General features: G+C 73.2%; 21 protein-coding genes. 14 read left to right on the forward strand and 7 right to left on the reverse strand.

All coding sequences use genetic code 11. The annotated features are described in order from the left end of the window. Window positions 1-86: 86 nt before the first annotated feature. A complete protein-coding gene (locus ACSUPV_RS19510; RefSeq protein ID WP_382617041.1) occupies window positions 87-431 on the reverse strand; it encodes a YybH family protein in 345 nt (114 codons plus the stop codon). A gap of 127 nt (window positions 432-558) precedes the next feature. Between ACSUPV_RS19510 and ACSUPV_RS19515 the strand changes: the two genes are divergently transcribed. Further along, on the forward strand, window positions 559-1,434 hold the full coding sequence (locus ACSUPV_RS19515; protein WP_436947941.1) for a LysR family transcriptional regulator: 876 nt from the start codon (window positions 559-561) through the stop codon (window positions 1,432-1,434). 9 nt (window positions 1,435-1,443) lie between these two features. Here ACSUPV_RS19515 and ACSUPV_RS19520 read toward each other — a convergent pair whose 3' ends face one another. Continuing rightward, window positions 1,444-1,974: a hypothetical protein gene (locus ACSUPV_RS19520; protein ID WP_436947943.1), complete on the reverse strand. Its 531-nt coding sequence runs from the start codon at window positions 1,972-1,974 to the stop codon at window positions 1,444-1,446. A 104-nt stretch (window positions 1,975-2,078) separates the two neighbouring features. Between ACSUPV_RS19520 and ACSUPV_RS19525 the strand changes: the two genes are divergently transcribed. Beyond that, window positions 2,079-3,431 (forward strand): BTAD domain-containing putative transcriptional regulator, encoded by a 1,353-nt coding sequence (locus tag ACSUPV_RS19525; protein ID WP_436947945.1) that lies wholly within the window; start codon window positions 2,079-2,081, stop codon window positions 3,429-3,431. A 3-nt stretch (window positions 3,432-3,434) separates the two neighbouring features. Here the strand turns inward: ACSUPV_RS19525 and pip are convergent, their stop codons facing one another. Continuing rightward, window positions 3,435-4,394, reverse strand: a complete 960-nt coding sequence (gene pip, locus ACSUPV_RS19530) for a prolyl aminopeptidase (RefSeq protein ID WP_436947947.1) — start codon at window positions 4,392-4,394, stop codon at window positions 3,435-3,437. Between the two features lie 68 nt (window positions 4,395-4,462). On the opposite strand from pip, the gene ACSUPV_RS19535 reads away from it, so the two are divergent. Beyond that, on the forward strand, window positions 4,463-4,939 hold the full coding sequence (locus tag ACSUPV_RS19535) for a MarR family winged helix-turn-helix transcriptional regulator (protein ID WP_436947948.1): 477 nt from the start codon (window positions 4,463-4,465) through the stop codon (window positions 4,937-4,939). A gap of 64 nt (window positions 4,940-5,003) precedes the next feature. On the opposite strand, the gene ACSUPV_RS19540 is transcribed toward ACSUPV_RS19535, so the two are convergent. From ACSUPV_RS19540 to ACSUPV_RS19550, 3 genes are all read right to left on the reverse strand, one after another. Then, a complete protein-coding gene (locus ACSUPV_RS19540) occupies window positions 5,004-5,984 on the reverse strand; it encodes a threonine ammonia-lyase (protein WP_359793949.1) in 981 nt (326 codons plus the stop codon). 159 nt (window positions 5,985-6,143) lie between these two features. After that, entirely contained in the window at window positions 6,144-6,524 is a 381-nt protein-coding gene (locus ACSUPV_RS19545) for a hypothetical protein (protein WP_436947950.1), read from the reverse strand. Between the two features lie 12 nt (window positions 6,525-6,536). Further along, window positions 6,537-7,082 carry a hypothetical protein gene (locus tag ACSUPV_RS19550; protein ID WP_436947952.1) on the reverse strand — a complete coding sequence of 182 codons (546 nt, stop codon included), beginning with the start codon at window positions 7,080-7,082 and terminating at the stop codon, window positions 6,537-6,539. 284 nt (window positions 7,083-7,366) lie between these two features. On the opposite strand from ACSUPV_RS19550, the gene ACSUPV_RS19555 reads away from it, so the two are divergent. Together ACSUPV_RS19555 and ACSUPV_RS19560 are read left to right on the forward strand one after the other, a co-directional pair. Beyond that, window positions 7,367-7,702 (forward strand): ArsR/SmtB family transcription factor, encoded by a 336-nt coding sequence (locus tag ACSUPV_RS19555; RefSeq protein WP_037762556.1) that lies wholly within the window; start codon window positions 7,367-7,369, stop codon window positions 7,700-7,702. A gap of 2 nt (window positions 7,703-7,704) precedes the next feature. Then, entirely contained in the window at window positions 7,705-8,514 is an 810-nt protein-coding gene (locus ACSUPV_RS19560) for a cation diffusion facilitator family transporter (RefSeq protein ID WP_382616995.1), read from the forward strand. A gap of 27 nt (window positions 8,515-8,541) precedes the next feature. On the opposite strand, the gene ACSUPV_RS19565 is transcribed toward ACSUPV_RS19560, so the two are convergent. Beyond that, a complete protein-coding gene (locus ACSUPV_RS19565) occupies window positions 8,542-9,036 on the reverse strand; it encodes a signal peptide protein (protein WP_436947953.1) in 495 nt (164 codons plus the stop codon). A 335-nt stretch (window positions 9,037-9,371) separates the two neighbouring features. Here ACSUPV_RS19565 and ACSUPV_RS19570 point away from each other — a divergent pair, with 335 nt between their 5' ends. From ACSUPV_RS19570 to ACSUPV_RS19610, 9 genes are all read left to right on the forward strand, one after another. Continuing rightward, window positions 9,372-11,030 carry an alpha/beta hydrolase gene (locus ACSUPV_RS19570; protein ID WP_436947955.1) on the forward strand — a complete coding sequence of 553 codons (1,659 nt, stop codon included), beginning with the start codon at window positions 9,372-9,374 and terminating at the stop codon, window positions 11,028-11,030. Window positions 11,031-11,197: 167 nt separating this feature from the next. After that, the gene (locus ACSUPV_RS19575; RefSeq protein WP_436947957.1) at window positions 11,198-13,177 is read left to right on the forward strand and encodes a glycoside hydrolase family 97 catalytic domain-containing protein; all 1,980 of its coding nucleotides are present in this window, start codon (window positions 11,198-11,200) and stop codon (window positions 13,175-13,177) included. A gap of 111 nt (window positions 13,178-13,288) precedes the next feature. Further along, window positions 13,289-15,487 (forward strand): MMPL family transporter, encoded by a 2,199-nt coding sequence (locus ACSUPV_RS19580; RefSeq protein WP_436947959.1) that lies wholly within the window; start codon window positions 13,289-13,291, stop codon window positions 15,485-15,487. Window positions 15,488-15,492: 5 nt separating this feature from the next. Further along, window positions 15,493-16,683 (forward strand): sensor histidine kinase, encoded by a 1,191-nt coding sequence (locus ACSUPV_RS19585; protein WP_436947961.1) that lies wholly within the window; start codon window positions 15,493-15,495, stop codon window positions 16,681-16,683. After that, on the forward strand, window positions 16,680-17,336 hold the full coding sequence (locus ACSUPV_RS19590; protein WP_031118040.1) for a response regulator: 657 nt from the start codon (window positions 16,680-16,682) through the stop codon (window positions 17,334-17,336). Before ACSUPV_RS19585 ends, ACSUPV_RS19590 begins: the two co-directional genes overlap by 4 nt. A 339-nt stretch (window positions 17,337-17,675) precedes the next feature. Next, window positions 17,676-18,086, forward strand: a complete 411-nt coding sequence (locus ACSUPV_RS19595) for a sortase-dependent protein (protein WP_359793933.1) — start codon at window positions 17,676-17,678, stop codon at window positions 18,084-18,086. After that, window positions 18,083-18,745, forward strand: coding sequence for a class F sortase (locus ACSUPV_RS19600; protein ID WP_382617007.1), 663 nt, complete (start codon window positions 18,083-18,085; stop codon window positions 18,743-18,745). Before ACSUPV_RS19595 ends, ACSUPV_RS19600 begins: the two co-directional genes overlap by 4 nt. Then, window positions 18,742-19,233 carry an RNA polymerase sigma factor gene (locus tag ACSUPV_RS19605; RefSeq protein ID WP_031118043.1) on the forward strand — a complete coding sequence of 164 codons (492 nt, stop codon included), beginning with the start codon at window positions 18,742-18,744 and terminating at the stop codon, window positions 19,231-19,233. The genes ACSUPV_RS19600 and ACSUPV_RS19605 overlap by 4 nt, the downstream gene beginning before the upstream one ends. Beyond that, window positions 19,217-19,768: a hypothetical protein gene (locus ACSUPV_RS19610; RefSeq protein WP_436947963.1), complete on the forward strand. Its 552-nt coding sequence runs from the start codon at window positions 19,217-19,219 to the stop codon at window positions 19,766-19,768. The genes ACSUPV_RS19605 and ACSUPV_RS19610 overlap by 17 nt, the downstream gene beginning before the upstream one ends. Window positions 19,769-19,827 lie beyond the last annotated feature (59 nt).

Genomic DNA, 19,827 nt, shown 5'->3' on the forward strand with positions numbered 1-19,827 from the left:
GGGGGCGTCGCGCTGCCCCCGCCCCGGACCACCGCGGCTCAGGCGGCCCGGCTCGGTCGGCGGACCGGCTCAGTGGGCAGGCCGGCTCAGTGGGCAGGCCGGACGAACTCCGGCTGGTCCAGCACCCGCAGCCAGCTCCCGTCCGCCTGGCGCCGTACGACCTGCGCCCGGGCCCCGGCGCCGTCCCTCGGCGGGGTCGACGTCAGGGCGATGTCGCCGCTGACCAGGGTCGGCAGAGGTGGCTCTGGCTCGAAGTGCGGACGGTCGGCCAGGACCTTCTCCCAGAGGGCGCGGATCGCCTCCCGGCCCACCGTGCGCTCGCCGGGCGGGTAGGCCAGCACCGCGTCCTCCTCGTAGAGCGCGGCGACCCCGGCCGCGTCACCGGCGTTGGAGCGTTCGACGAACAGGCGGGTGAGGTCTTCGGGACGCATGGCCTTCTCGTACACGGCATCTCCTGAGGACGGACGGAACGGATTCCTTCTGTGCTGCTTCCAGCGTCCCCGGGGGCCCGGCCAGAAGTCCAACAGATGGATCTACTGATAACTAGAATCCTCGGTCATGGAACTGAGGCAGCTGGAGTACTTCGTCGCGGTCGCCGAGGAGCGGAACTTCACGCGGGCCGCCGAGCGGGTGCACATCAGCCAGTCCGGGGTCAGCGCTCAGATACGCCAGTTGGAGCGGGAACTGGGCGCCGAGTTGTTCGACCGGTCGGCGCGCACCGCCACCCTCACCGCCGCGGGCCGGGCCGCGCTCGACCACGCCCGTGCGGCGCTCGCCGCGGCCGGGGCGGTCGAGCAGGCGGTGGGCGAGGTGACGGACCTGATCCGGGGCCGGCTCGGGGTCGGGATGGTCATCGGCTGCACACTCACGCCCCTGTTCGACGCCCTGTCCGCCTTCCACCGGGCGCATCCGGGAGTGGAGCTCTCCCTGTTGGAGGACAACTCGGACCGGCTCGTCGAGGCGGTGCGCGACGGGACCGTCGACCTGGCACTCGTCGGGACCGCCGGCACCCCCGAGGGACTGGAATCGCTGACGGTCATCAGCGAACGGCTCGTCGCGGCGGTCCCGGCCGGGCACCCCCTGGCGCGGCAACGCCGGGTGCTGCTGGGGGACTTGGCCGACCATCCCCTCGTGTGCATGCCCCCGGGCACGGGCCTGCGCACGGTCTTCGACCGGGCCTGCGCCGCGCAGGGTCTCCGCCCGGTGATCGCCTTGCAGGCCAGCGCCGCGGACGCCGTCGCGGACCTGGCGGCCCGCGGGCTCGGGGTCGCCGTGCTGAGCGAGTCGATGACGGCCGGCTATCGCGGCCACCTGGTCGCCCGCACGATCGACGACGTCACGACACCGGCCCTGCTCGCCCTGGTCTGGCGCAGCTCGCACGGCCCCGCGGTGCGGGAGCTGCTGGCCCACAGCAGGCGGGCCTTCGTCGGCTGACCTGCGGTGTCAGGCCGTTGCCGGGCCGATGCGGTCGCAGAGGTCGTCCGTCGTTCCGTGGAGCAGGCGGACGTCCTTGTAGCCGGTGGGGCTGATGCTCATCGTGAAGACGCCGTCGACGATGTACAGGCCGCGGGGCAGGTTCCCCAGGCCCTCGCCCACGCCGACGAGCACCGGCCCGCGCACGGTCCAGGACTGTGAGCCGTCCCGCCCGTACTCGACGACGGCCGAGCCTCCGGCGTCGGCGTCGTAGAAGGCACCGGTCCCGGTGTTCGTGACGCGGACGACGAGATCGCCCTGGTAGGCGACGTGCCGGGCGGAACCGTCGGGGTGGGTGCCGAGCACGCGCCGCACCACCTCGTCGACGACCGGCTCACCGTGGACGGGGAAGTCGCAGCGCGCGCCGGCACCGACGTCCCACGGCGCGGAGGGAGCCGGCTCCCAGCCCGGGCCGGTCGCCGCGGACGCGGACGCGGACGCGGGCTGCGCGGTGAAGAGGACGGCGGCGAGGGCCAGTGGTGCGAGGACGGTTCGTCGCATGGTTCTCGGGTTCTCCTCGGACAGGCGGACGGGTCGTACGCCACCCTCGCCCCCGCCGCTGACCAGAACCTCACCACCGGCCCCCGTTAGGCTGCCGGGCCATCATGGAGTTCCAGCTGCTCGGTCCGTTCACCGCCCGTCACGAGGGGCGGCAGGTGCCGCTGGGCAGCCGCCGCCAGGAGCGGTGCCTGCTGGCGGTCCTGTTGCTGCACGCGGGCCGTGCCGTCACGACCGAGCGCCTCATCGACCTGCTGTGGGACGGCATGCCGCCGGCCTCCGCCCGGGCCACCGTGCACACCTACGTCGGCCGGCTCCGCGCCGCCCTGCGGCGGTACGAGGTGTCCGTCGAGACCCGGCACGACGGTTACGCCGTGGACCGGGGCCCGCATCGGATCGACGCGCGGGAGTTCACCGCACTCGTCGGGCAGGCCGCCGAGGCGGGCGACCCGATGGAGCGGATCGGCCACTACGACCGGGCCCTCGCGCTGTGGCGCGGCCCGCTCCTCGCGGACGTCGCCGACGACCGGCTGCGCTCGCGCCTCGGCAACGGGCTCGTCGAACTGCGGCTGTCCGCGGCGGAGCACCGGGCGGAGGCCCAGCTGACGACGGGTCTGCACGAGCGGGTCGTCGCCGAGGTGCCGCCGCTGCTCGATGAACACCCCACGCGGGAACGCCTGGTCGCCGCCGGGATGACCGCCCTGCACCGCGCGGGCCGCCGGGCCGAGGCGCTCCGCCTGTACGACCGCACCCGCGCACTGCTGGCCGACCGGCTCGGCGTCGAGCCCGGGACCGACCTGCGCACGCTGCACGCCCGCATGCTGCGCGGCGACCCACGCCTGGACCGGCCGCCCGGGCCCGTCTACGCGGTACGGGTCGACGACCAGTGGCTGCCGTGGAGCACGGGCGGCCACCCGGCGCTGGAGTTCTGCAACACCTACGCGGGCTGGGGCGGGGAGCGGCTGCCCGGGTCGGACTGGCTGCGGGGGTACGCCACGCTGGCCGTCTGGGCCGGACACCTGGACCTGATCGAGGAGCGGCACGTCGTCCGGCTGCGCGAGCGGGCCCGACGGCAGCCGGAGGAGGCCGCCGCCGCGCTGGACGAGGCCCGGCGCTTCCGTACGGACCTGTACGCCTGCCTGACCGACCCGCAGGACGGCCGCGCCTTCAGGGCGGTGGCCGAGGTGGTGGAGGACGCCGCGCGGCTCTCGGTCTTCACCCGGGGCGAGGACGGGCTCGCGCGCTGGCAGCCGTCGCCGTCGGCCGGGCTGCGGCTGCCCCTGTGCGCGGTGGCCCGCACGGCGGGCGAACTGCTCGCCGACGCCCGCCGCTTCACCCTGCGCAGCTGCCCGAGCCCCGACTGCGGCTGGCTGTTCCTCGACGAGCGGGGGCGGCGCAGATGGTGCAGCCTGGCGACGTGCGGCAACCGGCGCACCTCCGTTCGGGACGCCGGTGGGTGATCCTCACCCGACGCTGAACCGTTGCGTCGCCGCCAGCACGGCGTCCGTCGTCGCGTCTCCCGACAGCCCGTGGCCCTCCCCGCCGATCAGCACCAGTTCCGCGTCGGGCCACCGCTGGGCCAGCTGCCAGGCGATGTCCGGGGGTCCGCTGATGTCCATCCGGCCGTGGATCAGCACGCCGGGGATGCCGGTGAGCCGGGGCGCGTCGCGCAGGATCGCCCCGTCGTCCAGGAAGGCCGCGTGCCGCCAGTAGTGCGTGACGAGGCGCGCGAAGCGGAGGCGGAAGCGCGGGTCCTCGTAGCGCGGGTCGGGCTTGTGCCCCGGGTGGGTGGAGACGTGCACGTCCTCCCACCGGCACCACTCCCGCGCGGCCCGCTCCCGCACGGCCGGATCGGGGTCGGCGAGCATCCGGGCGTACGCGTCCACCAGGCTGCCGTCGCGCTCCGCCTCCGGCACGGCTTCCCGGAACCGGGCCCACTCCTCGGGAAAGATCCGGCCCATGTCCCTGGTGACCCACTCGACTTCACGGCGCGTGGTGCTGGTGACGCTGAAGAGGACCATCTCGCTGACGCGCTCCGGGTGCCGCTCGGCGTAGGCCAGCGCGAGGGTCACGCCCCAGGAGCCGCCGAGGACCAGCCAGCTGTCGATGCCGAGGTGGCGCCGCAGCAGTTCGATGTCGGAGATGAGGTGGTGCGTGGTGTTGGCGGCGAGCGAGGTCCGCGGATCGGCCGCGTCGGGCGTACTGCGCCCGCACCCGCGCTGGTCGAACAGCACGATCCGGTACGCCGCCGGGTCGAACAGCCGCCGCCAGAACGGCCCCGCGCCCGATCCCGGCCCGCCGTGCAGCACGAGCGCGGGCTTGCCGGCGGGGTTCCCGCAGGTCTCCCAGTGGACGCGGTTGCCGTCGCCGACGTCGAGCAGGCCGTGCTCGTACGGCTCGACGAGGGGATGGAGCCCAGACATAGGTGATGTACCTCCCCAAGTCGGTATGCCTGCCCGCGATATGTAACAGCGCTGTTAGATTACCAACCATGAGCGGTCATCCGGATCCCGTCGCCGTGGGCACCCTGCTCCGCCACGTCCTCGAACTCCTCGACGGCGACGTGGCCAAGGTCTACGAGGAGCAGGGCCTCGCCGAGTACCGGCCCCGGTTCTCCCCGGTCGTACGGGCCCTCGTCGCCGAAGGCCCCCTCTCGGTACGCGACGTGGCCACCCGGCTGGGCGTCACCCACTCCGCCGCGAGCCAGACGGCCGCGCAGATGGCCCGCGCGGGCCTGGTCACCCACGCCCCCGACCCCCGCGACGCCCGCCGCCGCCTCATCGACCTCACCCCCAAGGCCCGTGCCCTCCTGCCCCGGATCGAGGCGGAGTGGGAGGCCACGCGGGCGGCGATGGCCGAGTTGGACGCGGAGTTGTCGATGCCGCTGGCCGCGTTGCTGACGGAGGTGACGGAAGCGGTGGAGCGGCGGTCGTTCCGGGAGCGGGTGGTGGGGGCGTATCGGCTTTGAGAGGGCTGGGCCTTGGAGTGACGGGAGTGCCAATCGCAGGGGGTCGGCAACCCGGCACCCGTGCTCAGGACCCGTTGACGCCGGCCGCACCGACCCAGCGGTGATAGGCGTCCACGTCGACGTTGCTCCCGCACAGGATGGTGACCACGTGCCGGCCGGCGAAGCGGTCGCGGTCTTCGAGGATCGCCGCGACGCCGAGCGCGGCCGACGGTTCGACGACGAGGCCGGCGTGGTCGAGGAGCATCCGCATACCGGCGATGATCGACGCCTCCTGGACGAGGACGGCGTCGTCGGCGACCAGGAGGAGGTCGTCCAGGACGGCCGGGATGGGGTACCGGCCGGCGACGCCGTCGGCGATGGTGTCGGTCGAGTCGGTGGTGACGACGCGCCGCCGGTGCCACGAGTGGGTCAGCGCCGGTGCGCCCAGGGGCTGGACACAGATCACCTCGACCTCGGGCGCCATGGCCTTCACCACGTGACCCACGCCGGTGGCCAGCGCTCCGCCGCCGAGGGCGATCAGGACGGCGTCGAACGACGGCGTGGCGTCCACCAGTTCCAGGCCGATGGTCGCCGCTCCCTCGCAGGTCTCGATGTCCAGGCTGTCCTCGACCAGCCGGATGCCGTCGCGGCGCGCGATGGCCGCGGCCCGCTCGCGTGCCACCTCGTGGTCGCCGTCCACGAGTTCCAGCGTGGCGCCCAGAGCGCGGATGCGGTCCAGCTTGGCCGTGGTCGCGAAGCGGGAGGCCACGACGGTGACGTCCAGCCCCCGGCCGCGCCCGGACCAGGCGAGGGCTTGGCCGAGGTTGCCCGCGCTGGCGCACACCACGGCCCGCGAGTCCTGGTCGGCGAGCAGGCTCGCGACCACCTCGGTGCCGCGGGCCTTGAAGCTGCGGACCGGGTTCGCCGTTTCGAGCTTGATGCTCACCGCGCACCCGAGGCCGGGCTCCAGCGCCTCGCAGCGGTACAGCGGAGTGTCGAGGAAAACCGGGTCGATGACCCGGCGTGCCGCTCGGATCCGAGCGGTGTCGAGGCGCGTTTCCCGCATGACACGACAGCGTAGGGCCGTCGGCGCTGTTCCACGCGGTGCGTTCAGGTCCGAGGGCCGGGGAGCAGAAGCGGCAGAGGCCTCGGATCTCTCCGAGGCCTCTGTTCCTCACCTACCGGACCCTGTCCCGAAATTCATTGGGCCCTGTCCGAACCGGCTTTACTGCGCGTCCAGTTGGCCGCTCAGTTCCGTGACGAGGTGGTACCCCCCGGCGAGATCGATGTCCGTCCGTTCCCTGAGCAGCTTGATCGCGGAGTCGCGGTGGCCACTGGCCAGCAAGTCGGTCATCTCGGCGACCAGCGGAGCGTCGAGGTGCCGTAGGGCGTCCAGCGCCTGGCTGTACGTGGTGGGCAGTGCCTGGCCCTGCGTGAGCAGGTCCAGGGCCACGGAGGCCGTGTCCAGGCCGAGGCCCGAGTCCTTGCGCAGGCGACGGACGGCTTTGGCGGTGCGCCCCTCACCCGCCAGTGCCTGCGCCTCCTGCTGCGCTCCCTGCTCGACGGGCGTGATCAGTGCGGTGGTACGTGCCTTGGTGCTCGTCATGACGCCTCGCCCCTATCGGCAGTTCTTCTTGATCCCGTCGATCCCGAGTATCACCGAGGCCAGGCCGCCGAGCGTGGCGCCCAGTTCGCTGATCTTCTCCTCGCCCTTGGAGACGCGGATGAGGAGGTAGGCGGCCTCCTTGACGGAACCGACCTTCTTGATGAACGCCTTCAGCTTCAGGATCTTCGCGACGGGAACCGCGCCGCCGGCGATGGCGGCCGTGATGGACCCCACGCACTTGGCCGTCTGCCACCAGCCGAAGGCCATGCGCGGCTTCCCGGCGGGGAGGTGTTCGTCGAGGTAGGCCTGGACGGCTGCCTCTCCCTGCTGCTCGACGCCGGCGGGGATCCCCTCGATCACCTTCAGCATGGCGATGAGCTTCTGCCCTTCGGCCGAGTCCAGTTCCTCGGCGGCGGTCATGGGCTCGTCGTCGGCGACGACCGCTGCCGGGGCCGGGTTGCCGCGGTCGGCGGCCACGGCGGCCTGGCTCAGACCCGTGCCCAGGATCGCGGCGGCGGTCAGCACGGCGGTGGCAGCGGTCAGTCTCTTGATCTTCACGATGTTCCCCTCTTCGGTCTTGCGTCCAGTTGGTCATTCCTGGACCGGACCCGACGTCTCCCCTGGTCAGAGGGAGGCCGTGTCCCGCAAATGATCATTAACCCGCCCTTGCGGCAAGGCAAGGAATTTGAGCGGATTCTGAGGGACCCTCAGAGAGGAGCCCAACGGCCGCGACCCGCCCGCCCCTTCCGGCGGAACCTCCCCTGACGGGACCGGCAGTCCGGTCACAGACCCCCGGACAATCCATGGTTTTCTGAATTCAGAGATCCGTGTACTGTCGTCCCATGCTGACCGTCGCCCCCGACATCGAGGTCCTCGCCCGGTTCGGGCGCGCCCTCGCCGACCCGATCCGCTGCCGCATCCTGCTGACCCTGCGCGACGCCCCCGCCTACCCCGCCGATCTCGCCGACGCCCTCGGCGTCTCCCGGACGCGGCTGTCGAACCACCTGGCGTGCCTGCGCGACTGCGGGCTGGTCGTCACCGTTCCCGTCGGGCGCCGCACCCGCTACGAACTCGCCGACGAACGCCTCGGTCACGCCCTCGACGACCTGCGCACCGCCGTAGTGGCCGTCGAGACCGACCGCACCTGCCCGGACGCCGACGCGAAGGGCTGCTGCTGAGCATGGCCGCCCCGGCTCCCCTCACACTCGGTCCCGGCCCGGCCCGCCGTGACGCGCTCACCCGCCGGATACGGCTCCTGGTCGCCGCGACCATCGCCTACAACGTCGTCGAGGCGATCGTCGCCCTCACCGCCGGTGCCCTCGCCTCCTCCACCGCGCTGATCGGCTTCGGCCTCGACTCCGTCATCGAGGTCTCCTCCGCCGCCGCGGTCGCCTGGCAGTTCTCCGCGGCCGACCACGCCGTGCGCGAGGCGCGCGAGAAGACCGCCCTGCGGATCATCGCCGTGTCGTTCGTCGCGCTCGCCGCGTACGTCGCCGTCGACGCCGTACGGGCGCTCACCGGTGACGGCGAGGCCGAGCGCTCCGTCCCGGGCATCGTGCTCGCCGCCCTGTCCCTCGCGGTGATGCCGTTCCTGTCCGCCGCGCAGCGCCGTGCCGGACGGGAACTCGGCTCCGCCTCCGCGGTAGCCGACTCCCGCCAGACCCTGCTGTGCACGTATCTGTCCGCCGTCCTCCTGGTCGGTCTCGTCCTCAACGCCACGCTCGGCTGGTCCTGGGCCGACCCGATCGCCGCCCTCGGGATCGCCGCCGTGGCGGTCAAGGAGGGGCGGGACGCCTGGCGCGGCGAGGGCTGCTGCGCCGCACCGCGCCAGGCGTCCGTCAGGGAGCCGGCCGCCGACTCGGGGGCCGCCAACGCGCGGGAGGACACTCAGGAAGGCACGCCGGAGGACGGCTGCGCGTGCCGTCCGGGCTGCTCGTGCTGCAACCCGGCCGGACGCCGCACGCGCCCCGCACCGACAGCGCGCCCCTGACCTTCGCGCACCTCAACGGGTCACCCGTCACCCATACAGCGCCACCCGCGGCAACACCGTCCCCTGCACCTCCGGCTGCACGGCAGTGACCCGGTACCGTTCCGTGAGCGTTTCCCCCGCGCTCAACGTCCGCCGCGCACCCATGAGTTCCGTGTACAGCGTCCCCGTCTGGCTGCCCACGGCCACGGGCTTCCAGCAGCCGTGCCCCGTGCGCCGCTCCACCGTGACGTCCGACGGTGTCAGGTACGGGCCGGTGTCGGGGGACAGCACCAGGAGCTGCGGGGCGACCGTCACCGGCGTCGGACCGTCGTTGCGGTACGTGACCGTGAAGTCCCGGCTCCCCTCGGCCTGGAGCGGGCTCGGGGTCAGGTCGACGAAGTCGGTGGGTATGGCGGCCTCCCGCGTCTGCGACGTCGCGGGCGGCGGCGTGGCCGCCAGGGCGGGGCCGGCCGTGGTCAGGCCGATGGCGGCGACGGCGAGGGCCAGGAGGGTGAGCCTGAGACGGCGGTTTCTGAACGGCATGTGCGTCGGTCCTTCGGATTCGCTCGGGCGAACTGGGGGTGCCTGCACGGCCCTTGACCTGAAGGCGCTGCGGGGCCGCCGCGGTCATCGTAGGCAGTGGTGGAGCCGCCCGGATCAGCCATACGGCCGAGGCGGAAAACCGTCGCCGCCGCGTACGCTCCAGCCGTTCCGAAGGTGAACGGCTCGGCAACTACCGCCGGGTACCGCGGAGATGTGGTGGAAAGAGTCGCCGCAACAGGTCGCGCGCCCCGTCGGATTGGGCTAGACATGCGGCGGAACACGCCGGCATCAGGACGCGCCAGTCGGCGCATCCGCCCCAAGGGGGAACGGAAAGAGTGACCACACCCGACCACACCTCGCGCCACTCCGGCTCCGGAGCGCGCAGACGCATCCCACGGCTCAGAATCGCCCTGGCCACCGCGGCCGCCTTCGTCGTCGCCGGAAGCGGGGTCCAGGCGACGGCCGCCCAGCCCGCCGGGGCATCCACGGAACCGCCCGTGCCGAACCTCACCTGGTCCGACTGCCAGGGCGGGTTCGAGTGCGCGAACGCCGATGTGCCCCTGGACTACCGCGATCCGCAGGGCAGGACCATCGCCCTCGCGGTGATCCGCAAGAAAGCCTCCGACCAGGGCCGTAAGAAGGGCACCCTCTTCCTCCAGCCGGGAGGACCGGGCAACTCGGGCGTCGACTTCGTCCGCAACAACTACGCCGACCTGCCCGCCGCCCTGCGCGACTCCTTCGACGTCTTCGGGTACGACGTACGGGGCGTCGCCCGCAGCTCGCAGGTGGAGTGCTGGGACGACGCGACGTACACGAAGGCCATCCGGGAGGCCAAGGGCGCGCCCGGCCCGGAGGCCTACGACAACGCCGTGCGCCAGGGCGCCGAGTTCGACCAGGCCTGCCAGGACCGGGCGGGCGAGCTGCGGCCGTACGTCGGCACCGGGTACGTCGCCCGCGACATCGACCTGCTGCGCCAGGCCCTCGGCGAGGACCGGCTCACCTACTACGGCCGCTCCTTCGGCAGCTACATCGGCACCGTCTACGCGGCCATGTTCCCCGAGCGTGTCCGCGCCCTGGTGCTCGACGGCGCCTACGACCCCGAGCACTACGCGAACCACCCCTACGCCTACGACCGACCCCAGTACCTGGCCCTGGACGGCGCGATGAGCCGCTTCCTGGACTGGTGCGAGGCGGACCAGGCGACGTGCGGGTTCGGCGACGGCGACCCGCGGGCCGCGTTCGAGAAGCTCAAGGCCGACCTCGACGCCAACCCCGTACCGACGGCGGGCGGCGGCCAGGCGAACGGCTACACCGTCGTCTACCGCCTGATGTTCAACATCAACGAGGGCAAGGTCATCTGGCCGTCCCTCGGTGAGGCCCTGCGCAAGGCCCAGCAGCGCGACACCACCTCGTTCCTGCTCCGGCCGCCGTCCCCGGCCAGTTACGACTTCCTCAACCCGAACATCGTGGTCGAGTGCGTCGACAAGGACTACCCGCGCAACCCGGCCCGGCTGAAGCGGCAGGTCACCACCAACGCCAGGCTGGCCCCGCTGCTCGGCCCGGCCCTGGCGTACGGCCCGCCGCTCTACGACCACCAGCACGCCACCACGTGCGCCCAGTGGACCGGTGACAAGCCCAGCCGCTACGACGGGTCCTTCCGGGCCGAGGGCTCCGCGCCGATCCTGGTCCTCGGCACCACGGGCGACCCGGACACCCCGTACCAGGACGCGATCGCCCTGTCCCGGCAGTTGGACAACGGCCGGCTGCTCACGTTCCGGGCCGAGGGGCACACCGCCTTCGGGCGCAGCGCCTGCGCGACGGACGCCGTGACGAGCTACCTCGTCGACGGCAAGGTCCCGGCGCGTGGCACGACCTGCGCGGACGAGACCCAGCCGCCCTCCTCCACGCCGAAGACGGCCCCCGCGGGCACGACCCTCGGTGAGCTGCGCAACGGCGTCAACGAGCGGCTCGACCGCATCGGCACCCTGCGCTGACCCGCTCCGTCCCGGAACCCCGGACTCCCCGTTCCGCACGGGGAGTCCGGGGTTCCGGGGTCTTGACCCCCTCTTGTGGCAGGCCCTACAACTGACACCCGGTAGAAACCGTTTACTACCTGTTTGCCGAGAGGGGTCCCGTGATGAGCCCGACCAGAGGGTCACGCGTGCAGGAAGAGCCCACGCCGGGCAGAGCGGCCGCGCGACCGGCCCCGGCCTCCCGCCGGACGGTGCTGAAGGGCGCCGCCGTCACCGCCGGGCTGGCCGCCACGGGCCTCACCACGGCCGGGCCCGCCCACGCCGCCCACGCCGCCCACGCCGCCGACGACGGCCGCCCGGAGAGCGTCACCGCCCGCATGGGCGGCACCTCCATCACCCTCGCCCTCGCCGGGGGCGCCCTGCGCTGGTCGGCTCGGCGCGGCGGCAGGACCGTCATCGACGACTCCGCCCTCGGCCTCCGGCTCGGCGACGGCACGGTCCTCGGCAACGATGTCAGGGTGACCGGCCACCGGTTCGACACCCGCCGCACCACCTGGACCCCGGTCTACGGCCGCAACGCGACCGTCACGGACCTCTACCAGGAGCAGTGCTGGGACCTCCAGGACCGCGCCACGGGCATCCGCTTCGGCGTGCAGGTCCGCGCGTACAAGACGGGCGTCGCTCTGCGCCACCTCCTGCTCGACGAGGGCACCGCGACCATCGCCGAGGAGCTGACGACGTTCGTCTTCCCCGACGGCACGACCGTCTACAGCGCCCGCGACGAGAACGCCTACGAGCCGCTGGCCCCGGGCGCCCTACCCGTCACCGGCACCTCCACCACGGACACCGGCCCGCTCACCGACCTGCCGCTCACGGCGACGCTCGGCGACGGCCTCATCGCCTGCGTCTGCGAGTCCGACCGCGTCGACTACCCCCGGCTGATGCTGAGTTCGGTCCCGGGCGAGCCGAACACCCTCGCCGCCTTCCTCATGGAGCACACCGCCCGCGGCACCGGCCCGGTCGAGACGACGTCGACCGTCGCCACGCCCTTCGCCACGCCGTGGCGCGCGGTGGTCATCGGCGCCACGCACGCCGAACTCGTCGACAACGCCGAGCTGGTGCTCAACCTGGCCCCGCCGAACGCGCTGGCCGACACCTCGTGGATCAAGCCCGGCAAAGTGTTCCGCTGCGAGCTCTCCACCGCCGCCGGCCTCCAGGGCGTCGACTTCGCGGTGGCCCGGGGCCTGGAGTACATCGAGTACGACGCCGGCTGGTACGGCCCGGAGTTCACCACCCCCGACGCCACCAGGCCGATCCCCGCGATCGACCTCCCCGCCGTCATCGCGTACGCCACGAGCAAGGGCGTCGGCGTCTTCCTCTACGTCAACCGGCTCGCGCTGACCGACGCGGACTCGCTGTTCGGCCTGTACAAGAGCTGGGGCGTGCGGGGCATCAAGCTCGGGTTCATCAACGACGGCACGCAGACGATGACGAACCAGATCGTCGACTGGGCGAAGACGGCCGCGAAGTACGAGCTGCTGATCGACATGCACGACGACGTCCGGCCGTTCGGCTACGAGCGGACCTACCCGAACTGGATCAGCCTGGAGGGCGTGCGCGGCAACGAGCAGTTCCCGACGGCCGCGCACAACGTGACGCTGCCGTTCGCCCGCAACGTCGGCGGCCCGATGGACTACACGATCTGCTACGGCCAGTCCCGCGACAAGACGACCAACGCCCACCAGATGGCGATGGCCGCGGTGTACTACCAGCCCCTCAACTTCCTCTTCTGGTACGACAAGCCGTCCAAGTACAACAACCCGGCCAACTGGCCCGGGCTGCCCTGGTTCAACGCCGTCCCGGTGACCTGGGACGAGAGCCGCACCCTGGCCGGCTCGATCGGCGAGTACATCGCGGTGGCCCGCCGCAGCGGCGCCGACTGGTACCTGGGCGCGATGACGAACGAGTCGTCCCGCACCCTGTCCCTGCCCCTGTCCTTCCTCGGCAGCGGCACCTACACGGCGACCGTCTACGCCGACGGCACCCCGGCCGCGAGGCCGTACCAGACGCCGGTCGTGGTGAGCACCCGCACCGTCACCGCCGCCGACACGCTCGACGTGGCCATGGCCCCGGCGGGCGGGCAGGCGATCGTCCTCAGGCCGAACTGACCGACCGGCCGCGGGGGTTTTCCCCCGGGCCCGGGTCCACCGACCGGTGGACGGCAGGTTCAACCGACTGCCTCTGTCGGCCAACTGCCCAGGTCAGCAAGGCTTTCGTGCATGAACTCACTCACTGTGCGCGTGGCGCGCTGGAGCGCCCGGCACCCCTGGCGGGCGATCGCCGGCTGGTTGGTGTTCGTGGCGCTGTGCCTGGGGGCCGGCAGTGCCGTCGGCACCAACAGCGCGAGGACGGCGGACTACCGGGTCGGCGAGGCCGGCCGTGCCGAGGCGCTCGCGGCCGAGGCCCGGCTGGAGCGCAGGGCCGCCGAGCAGGTGCTGATCTCCTCCCGTTCGGGCGGTGCCCTCGACGAGGGTGCCGCCCGGGCCGCCGCGAAGGACCTGACCGACCGGATGCGCCGGGTGCCCGACGTGGCCGGCGTGGCGGACCCGCTGCTGTCCGACGACCGCCGGTTCCTCATGGTCGAGGTGTCCCTGAAGGGCGGGGAGCGGGACGCCAAGGACAAGGTCGACGCGCTCCTGGCGCAGACGGCGGCGGTGCAGCAGGGCCATCCCGGGCTGCTGCTGGAGGAGACCGGAAGTCCCTCCGTCAGCAAGGGAGTCGACCGGCAGCGCAGCGACGACCTGGCGCTCTCGGAGGCGATCACCCTGCCGGTCACGCTGGTCACGCTGCTGATCGTGTTCGGGTCGGTGACCATGGCCGGGGTGCCGCTGCTGCTGGCGCTGTCGTCGATCGCCGCCGCGGTCGGGCTGTCCATGGTCGTCTCGCACGTGTCGCCCGACGCGGGGGTCGGTACGAACGTCATCCTGATGATCGGCCTGGCGGTCGGCGTCGACTACACGCTCTTCTACCTCAAGCGCGAGCGGGAGGAACGGGCCCGCTCCGGCGGGCGGCTGGGCTCCGAGGCACTGGTGGAGCTGGCCGCGGCGACCTCGGGCCGCGCGGTCGTGGTCTCCGGGCTCGCGGTGGTGGCCACCACGGCGACGCTGTACCTGGCCTCCGACGTGATCTTCTCGTCCCTCGCGACCGGCACGATCGTGGTCGTCCTGGTCGCGGTGGCCAGTTCGCTGACGGCCCTGCCCGCGCTGCTCGTCAAGCTCGGGCAGCGGGCGGAACGCCGGGCGCGGCGGCGGGCCGAGCGCGGCAGGCCGGCGCGGCGGGTGCGGGGCGAGAGCGGCGGCGGCCGGATCTGGGGCGCCCTGCTGCGTCCCGCGGCCCGGCATCCCCTGGCCACCCTGTGCGTCTCGGTCCTCGCCCTGCTCGCGCTCGTCGTCCCGCTGGCCGGACTGAAGATCACCGAGATGAGCCGGGACACGCACTCCCGGGACATCCCCGCGATGCGGGTGTACGACCGGCTCAACGAGGCGTTCCCCGAGCAGCGGGTGACGCACCAGGTCGTCGTGCGGGCCGACGCCTCCCGGTCGGGGGAGGTGGGCGCCGCCCTGCGCGAGGTCGCCGAACGAGCCGACGCCGACCCCCTGTTCACCGGCGCCGCACGCATCCGCGCCGCGTCCGACGACCGCACCCACACCCTCGAACTGAAGGTGCCGCACCTCGGCAACTCCGACGAGGCGTACGACTCGCTGGACCGGTTGCGGGACGACTTCCTGCCCGCGACCGTCGGCCGGATCACCGGCGCCGAGTACGGCGTGAGCGGCGACGTCGCCCGCTACGCCGACTATCCCGCCCACCAGAACGGCAAACTGCCCCTGGTGCTGGCCGCGTTGCTGCTGGTGACGTTCGCGATGACCGTGTACGCCTTCCGCTCGGTGGTGCTCGGGCTGCTCGGCGTCGCCCTGAACCTGCTGTCCGCGGCGGCGGCGCTGGGGCTGCTCGTGCTGGTCTTCCAGGGGACGTGGGCGGAGGGCCTGCTGGACTTCGACTCCACCGGGTCGATCGGGTCGCGCGTGCCGCTGTTCCTCTTCGTGATCCTGTTCGGGCTCTCGATGGACTACCAGGTGTTCGTGGTGAGCCGGATCCGGGAGGCGGTGCTCGCGGGCGTGCCCACACGGCGGGCCGTGCTGGACGGCATCCGCTCCTCGGCGAGCGTGGTGACCAGCGCGGCGGTGGTGATGACGACGGTGTTCGCCAGTTTCGTCTTCCTGCACATCATCGAGATGAAGCAGATCGGCTTCGTGCTGGCGGCGGCCGTGCTGATCGACGCGTTCGTGGTGCGGGTCATGGTGCTGCCGGCGGCGATGCTGCTGCTCGGGGAGGCGACCTGGTGGCCCTCACGGTCCGCGGTCACTCCGGCTCCGGAGAAAAGCCCCGCCTCGCGTGCGGCGGCCGACGTACGTTGACCCTCATGACCGCTCTCGCCGGGTCCACCGCCGACGCCTTCTGGGCGACGTCACTGCGCCGCTGGAACACGGTGTGCTGGCTGCTGTTCGCCGTGATGGCCGTCGGGCTGGTCGCCATCGACCGGCCCGGCGGGAGCAAGTACGCGGCGCTGGCGCTGCTGGGCGGCATGGTGCTCTGCTACGCGGTCCTGGACCGCTTCCCGAACAACCCCGTCGTACGGCCGCACGTCTACCTGTGGGTGCTGGTGGTCGCGCTGGGCGGGCTGGCGTATCTGCGGGGCAACTACGCGGCGCTGTTCATGGTGACGCTGCCGCACTACTGGATGTTCGGGCGGACGCCGAGGGCCTCGATGGTGTTCCTGGGGCTCGCCACGGGCGCGACCCTGGCCGGGTCCGTGCTGCGGGAGGACGGCTGGAGCATCGGCTTCTTCACCGAGACGCTCGTGTCCACGCTGATCGTCGTCGCCGTGGGGGCGCTGATCGGGCTGTGGGCGCGCTCGGTGGTCGCGCAGAGCGCCGAGCGGGCCGAGCTGATCGCCGAACTGGAGCAAGCCCAGGCCGAGTTGACCGAGGCGCACCGGCGCCAGGGCGCGGCGGACGAACGGGAGCGCATGGCACGCGAGATCCACGACACCCTCGCCCAGGGTTTCGCCTCGATCATCGTGCTGGCCGAGGCGGCCCGGGCGGGCCTCGGCTCCGAACCGGCCCGCACTGCGCAGCAGTTGCGGTCGATCGAGTCCACCGCGCGGGAGAACCTCGCCGAGGCCCGGGAGCTGGTCGGCTCGGCCCAGCGGCCCGGCCAGGCGGCCGCCGGTCCGGTGGCCCGCACCCTCCGCCGCATCCTGGACCGCTTCGCCGAGGACACCGGCCTCACCGTCGACGCCGACCTGGCCGACCTGGAGTGCGACCAGCAGACCCGGATCGCGCTGCTGCGCTGCACCCAGGAGTCCCTGGCCAACGTGCGCAAGCACGCCCGCGCCTCCACGGTCGGGGTGGTCCTGGCCCGGCAGCCGTACGGCGTGGAGCTGGAGATCACCGACGACGGGACCGGGTTCGTGGTGGAGGAGTCGACGGGCTTCGGCCTGGACGGCATGCGCAAGCGGCTGGCGGAGCTGGGCGGGAGGCTGACGGTGACGAGTTCGGTGGGCGACGGGACACGGGTGCAGGCGCTGATCCCCCTGGGGGTGCGGGCATGACCGAGGGACCGCTCCGGGTGGTCATCGCGGACGACCACACGGTCATGCGGGCCGGCGTCGTGGCCCTCCTCGCCTCCGACACCGGCATCGAGATCGTCGGCGAGGCGGGCGACGGCAGCGCCGCCCTCACCCTCGTCGAACGCCACGGGCCGGACGTCGCCCTGGTCGACCTGCGGATGCCGGTACTGGACGGAGTCGCCACGACGACCGAGATCGTGACGCGCTTCCCGCACACCCGCGTGCTGATCCTGACGACGTACGACACCGACGCGGAGATCGAGCGCGCGGTGGAGGCCGGGGCGATCGGCTACCTCCTGAAGGACACCACCCGCGAGCAGCTGGCCGACGCGATCCGCGCGGCGGCACGCGGCGAGACCGTGCTGGCTCCCCGGGTCGCCGAACGCCTGGTCGCCCGCATGCGCCAGCCCGTCCAGATCCCGCTCACGGCCCGCGAGGAGGACGTCCTCGACGCGGTCGCGGACGGCCTCACCAACGCCGAGATCGGCCGCCGCCTGGTCATTTCGGAGGCCACGGTGAAGACCCACCTGCTCCGCCTGTTCGCCAAACTCGACGTCAACGACCGCACGCGGGCGGTGGTGGTGGCGATGGAACGGGGGCTGCTGCGCAGGCCGTCCGGCACGGAGGGCGCCTGACGGGGCGGCGGCTCCTGGGTGAGCCGGGGACCGCGCGCGATGCTCGTGCCCATCACGCCCCCGCCGACGATGACGACGTCGGCGATGCGGGGGACGGTGGGGAAGCCGGGTGTGGAGAAGACGGGTGAGGAGGTCAACGGGCCGGTCAAGGGGCCATCCCTTCCGGGGCCCTGCGCGTCGGGAGGCCATCGTGCGCCGGACCGGCCCCCGGCGTCGACAGGACGTCGACAGGGCGGCACCCGCCTTCCTCCCGGGCGACTTTGCCATCTCTTTACAACCCGCCCGGTCCCCGCCTCGTCTCTCCGCACGACCTGTCACCCGAACTGGGAGTGCGACTCCATGCGCCGAACCGTCCTCAGCGTCCTGGCCCTCACGGGCACCGCCGTCCTGATGGGCACGGGGCCCGCTTTCGCGAGCGGTACGACGGCCCCGAGCCCGGTCCCGGCGTCCGGGGCGCCCACCGCCCGACCGGCGGAGAGCGCCGTACCGACGCCCAGCGCCGAACCGGCCCGCCCCGCGCCCGGCGCCGAACCGACCCGGACACCGGCGCAGAGTGCCGAGCCGACCCCGGCACCGGCCGAGGACCAGGTCTCCGTCCGGCCGAGCGGCGCGCCCGACACCGGCGTGACGACGGCGTCCCAGGGGTCGGGGAGCGACGGCACGGCGATCGGCGCGGGTGCCGCCGCGGTGCTCGCCGTCGGCGGCGGCACGGTCTTCGTCGTACGCCGCCGCCGGGCCACCGGGGCATGACCGCGTTCTCCGGGCGCGCCTTCTCCCAGCGCGCGGTTTCCAGGAACGCGTTCCCCAGGCGCGTGTTCACGGCCGGGGCGCTGGCGTCCCTGGTGACGGCCTGCGGCGGCGGCTCCGCGACGCACGGGGGCGCCTCCCGGACGGCGCCCCCACCGGTCACGGCCGGGCGCAGGCGCTCCGCGGCCCCTTCAGTCCCGGTCCGGCTGCTGATCCCGGCGATCGGCGTCGACACCCCGGTGATCCGGCTGGGGCTGGCCGAGGACGGCACGGTGGAGGTGCCGCCGGTCACCGCCGACGACCGGGCGGGCTGGTACCGGCACTCGCCGCCGCCCGGCCGGACCGGCCCGTCGGTGATCCTCGGCCACGTCACGGTCGGCCGGTACGGCGACGGCGTCTTCCGCCACCTGGCCCGGCTGCGCCGCGGCGAGCGGATCGTGGCGCGCCTGGAGAACGGCACGGCGGCGGAGTTCGCCGTCACGGCCGTACGCACGGTCCCGAAGAACGACTTCCCGGCGGACGACGTCTACGGGAACGTGGACCGACCGGAGCTGCGGCTGATCACGTGCGGCGGAGCGCGGACCGACGAGGGATACGCGGACAACGTGATCGTGTTCGCCGCGCTGCGCGGCGCCGGGTCCCCCACCCCTGGAGAGCGTTGAAACGGTCCCGCGAGAAGGCCGCGTCCGAGCTGTTCGCCGCCCTCTACCCGCGCCTCGCCGGCTGGTGCCGCCGTCTCGTCGACGACGACGAGACGGCGCACGAGATCGCCTCCGAGGCGTTCACCCGGCTCTGGGCCCGCTGGACGAAGGTGGAGGAGCCCCGCGGCTTCCTCTACGTCACCGCGGCCAACCTCGTCCGGGACCACTGGCGCAAACTGGAGCGCGAGCGCCGGGCCCTGCACCGCGTCACCTCGGAAGCCGCCGTACGCCCCCACCCCGAACAGGCCGACCCGTCGGTGCGGCTGCTCGTGCAGTCGCTGCCGGAGCGACTGCGCGTCCCGATCCTCCTCCACTACTACGCTGACATGCCGATCCGGGAGGTGGCCGTGCTCACCGGACGCAAGGAAGGAACCGTCAAGGCCGACCTGCACGCGGCCCGGGAACTGCTCCGCGTCCACCTGAGGAGAAGCCTTGACCACACGCCTTGACGACGACCCGGGCGACGCGGGGACCGGCCCCGAGGACCCGCTCGCCGTGATCCTGCGCCCCTCCTCCCCCGACTACCTGGGCGCGCCGCCCGGCCGGTTCGAGGCGGTCCGCCGCAGGGCCTCCCGCCGGCGCCTGCTGCGCACCGTGGCCGGAGCCGGTGTGTGCTGCGCCGTGGCCGCCCTCATCGCCCTGCCGCTGCGCCACACGGCACCGGAGCGTCCCGCGACCCCGACGATCCCCATGGCCCCGCCCACGCGCACGGCACCGCCCGCCCCCTCGGCGTCCCCCACCCCGGAGCCGCGCCCGTCCGAGTCCCGCGCACCGGCCGCGGACTCGCCGCGGCCCGGCACCGAGAGCCCCCGCCCCGGCAGCGAGAGTCCCCGCACGGCCGGCCCCGCCACCCGCGGCCCCGGCGAGCCGACCGGTACGACGGCCCCGTCCCGCGCACCCTCGGCCGTCCCGACCTCGGCGGAGTCCGTCCCGACGGGGGCCCGTCCCGCCACGGACCAGCGGTCGGCGGCCGACAGCGGGTGACCGGCGCGCCGGGCCGGCTCAGCCGCCCGTGCCCGGACCCGGCTCAACCGCCCATCCCG

It is taken from the genome of Streptomyces sp. SudanB52_2052 (assembly GCF_964272415.1).
In the GTDB taxonomy this organism is placed as follows: domain Bacteria; phylum Actinomycetota; class Actinomycetes; order Streptomycetales; family Streptomycetaceae; genus Streptomyces; species Streptomyces olindensis.

What these genes read in the sequence shown, in the direction of transcription:
- ACSUPV_RS19565 (WP_436947953.1), bottom strand. Translation starts at nt 9,036, where the DNA reads ATGCCGTTCAGAAACCGCCGTCTCAGGCTCACCCTCCTGGCCCTCGCC.
- ACSUPV_RS19545 (WP_436947950.1), bottom strand. Translation starts at nt 6,524, where the DNA reads ATGACGAGCACCAAGGCACGTACCACCGCACTGATCACGCCCGTCGAG.
- ACSUPV_RS19540 (WP_359793949.1), bottom strand. Translation starts at nt 5,984, where the DNA reads ATGCGGGAAACGCGCCTCGACACCGCTCGGATCCGAGCGGCACGCCGG.
- ACSUPV_RS19520 (WP_436947943.1), bottom strand. Translation starts at nt 1,974, where the DNA reads ATGCGACGAACCGTCCTCGCACCACTGGCCCTCGCCGCCGTCCTCTTC.
- ACSUPV_RS19600 (WP_382617007.1), top strand. Translation starts at nt 18,083, where the DNA reads ATGACCGCGTTCTCCGGGCGCGCCTTCTCCCAGCGCGCGGTTTCCAGG.
- ACSUPV_RS19515 (WP_436947941.1), top strand. Translation starts at nt 559, where the DNA reads ATGGAACTGAGGCAGCTGGAGTACTTCGTCGCGGTCGCCGAGGAGCGG.
- ACSUPV_RS19585 (WP_436947961.1), top strand. Translation starts at nt 15,493, where the DNA reads ATGACCGCTCTCGCCGGGTCCACCGCCGACGCCTTCTGGGCGACGTCA.
- ACSUPV_RS19510 (WP_382617041.1), bottom strand. Translation starts at nt 431, where the DNA reads ATGCGTCCCGAAGACCTCACCCGCCTGTTCGTCGAACGCTCCAACGCC.
- pip (WP_436947947.1), bottom strand. Translation starts at nt 4,394, where the DNA reads ATGTCTGGGCTCCATCCCCTCGTCGAGCCGTACGAGCACGGCCTGCTC.
- ACSUPV_RS19555 (WP_037762556.1), top strand. Translation starts at nt 7,367, where the DNA reads ATGCTGACCGTCGCCCCCGACATCGAGGTCCTCGCCCGGTTCGGGCGC.
- ACSUPV_RS19590 (WP_031118040.1), top strand. Translation starts at nt 16,680, where the DNA reads ATGACCGAGGGACCGCTCCGGGTGGTCATCGCGGACGACCACACGGTC.
- ACSUPV_RS19595 (WP_359793933.1), top strand. Translation starts at nt 17,676, where the DNA reads ATGCGCCGAACCGTCCTCAGCGTCCTGGCCCTCACGGGCACCGCCGTC.
- ACSUPV_RS19560 (WP_382616995.1), top strand. Translation starts at nt 7,705, where the DNA reads ATGGCCGCCCCGGCTCCCCTCACACTCGGTCCCGGCCCGGCCCGCCGT.
- ACSUPV_RS19525 (WP_436947945.1), top strand. Translation starts at nt 2,079, where the DNA reads ATGGAGTTCCAGCTGCTCGGTCCGTTCACCGCCCGTCACGAGGGGCGG.
- ACSUPV_RS19580 (WP_436947959.1), top strand. Translation starts at nt 13,289, where the DNA reads ATGAACTCACTCACTGTGCGCGTGGCGCGCTGGAGCGCCCGGCACCCC.
- ACSUPV_RS19535 (WP_436947948.1), top strand. Translation starts at nt 4,463, where the DNA reads ATGAGCGGTCATCCGGATCCCGTCGCCGTGGGCACCCTGCTCCGCCAC.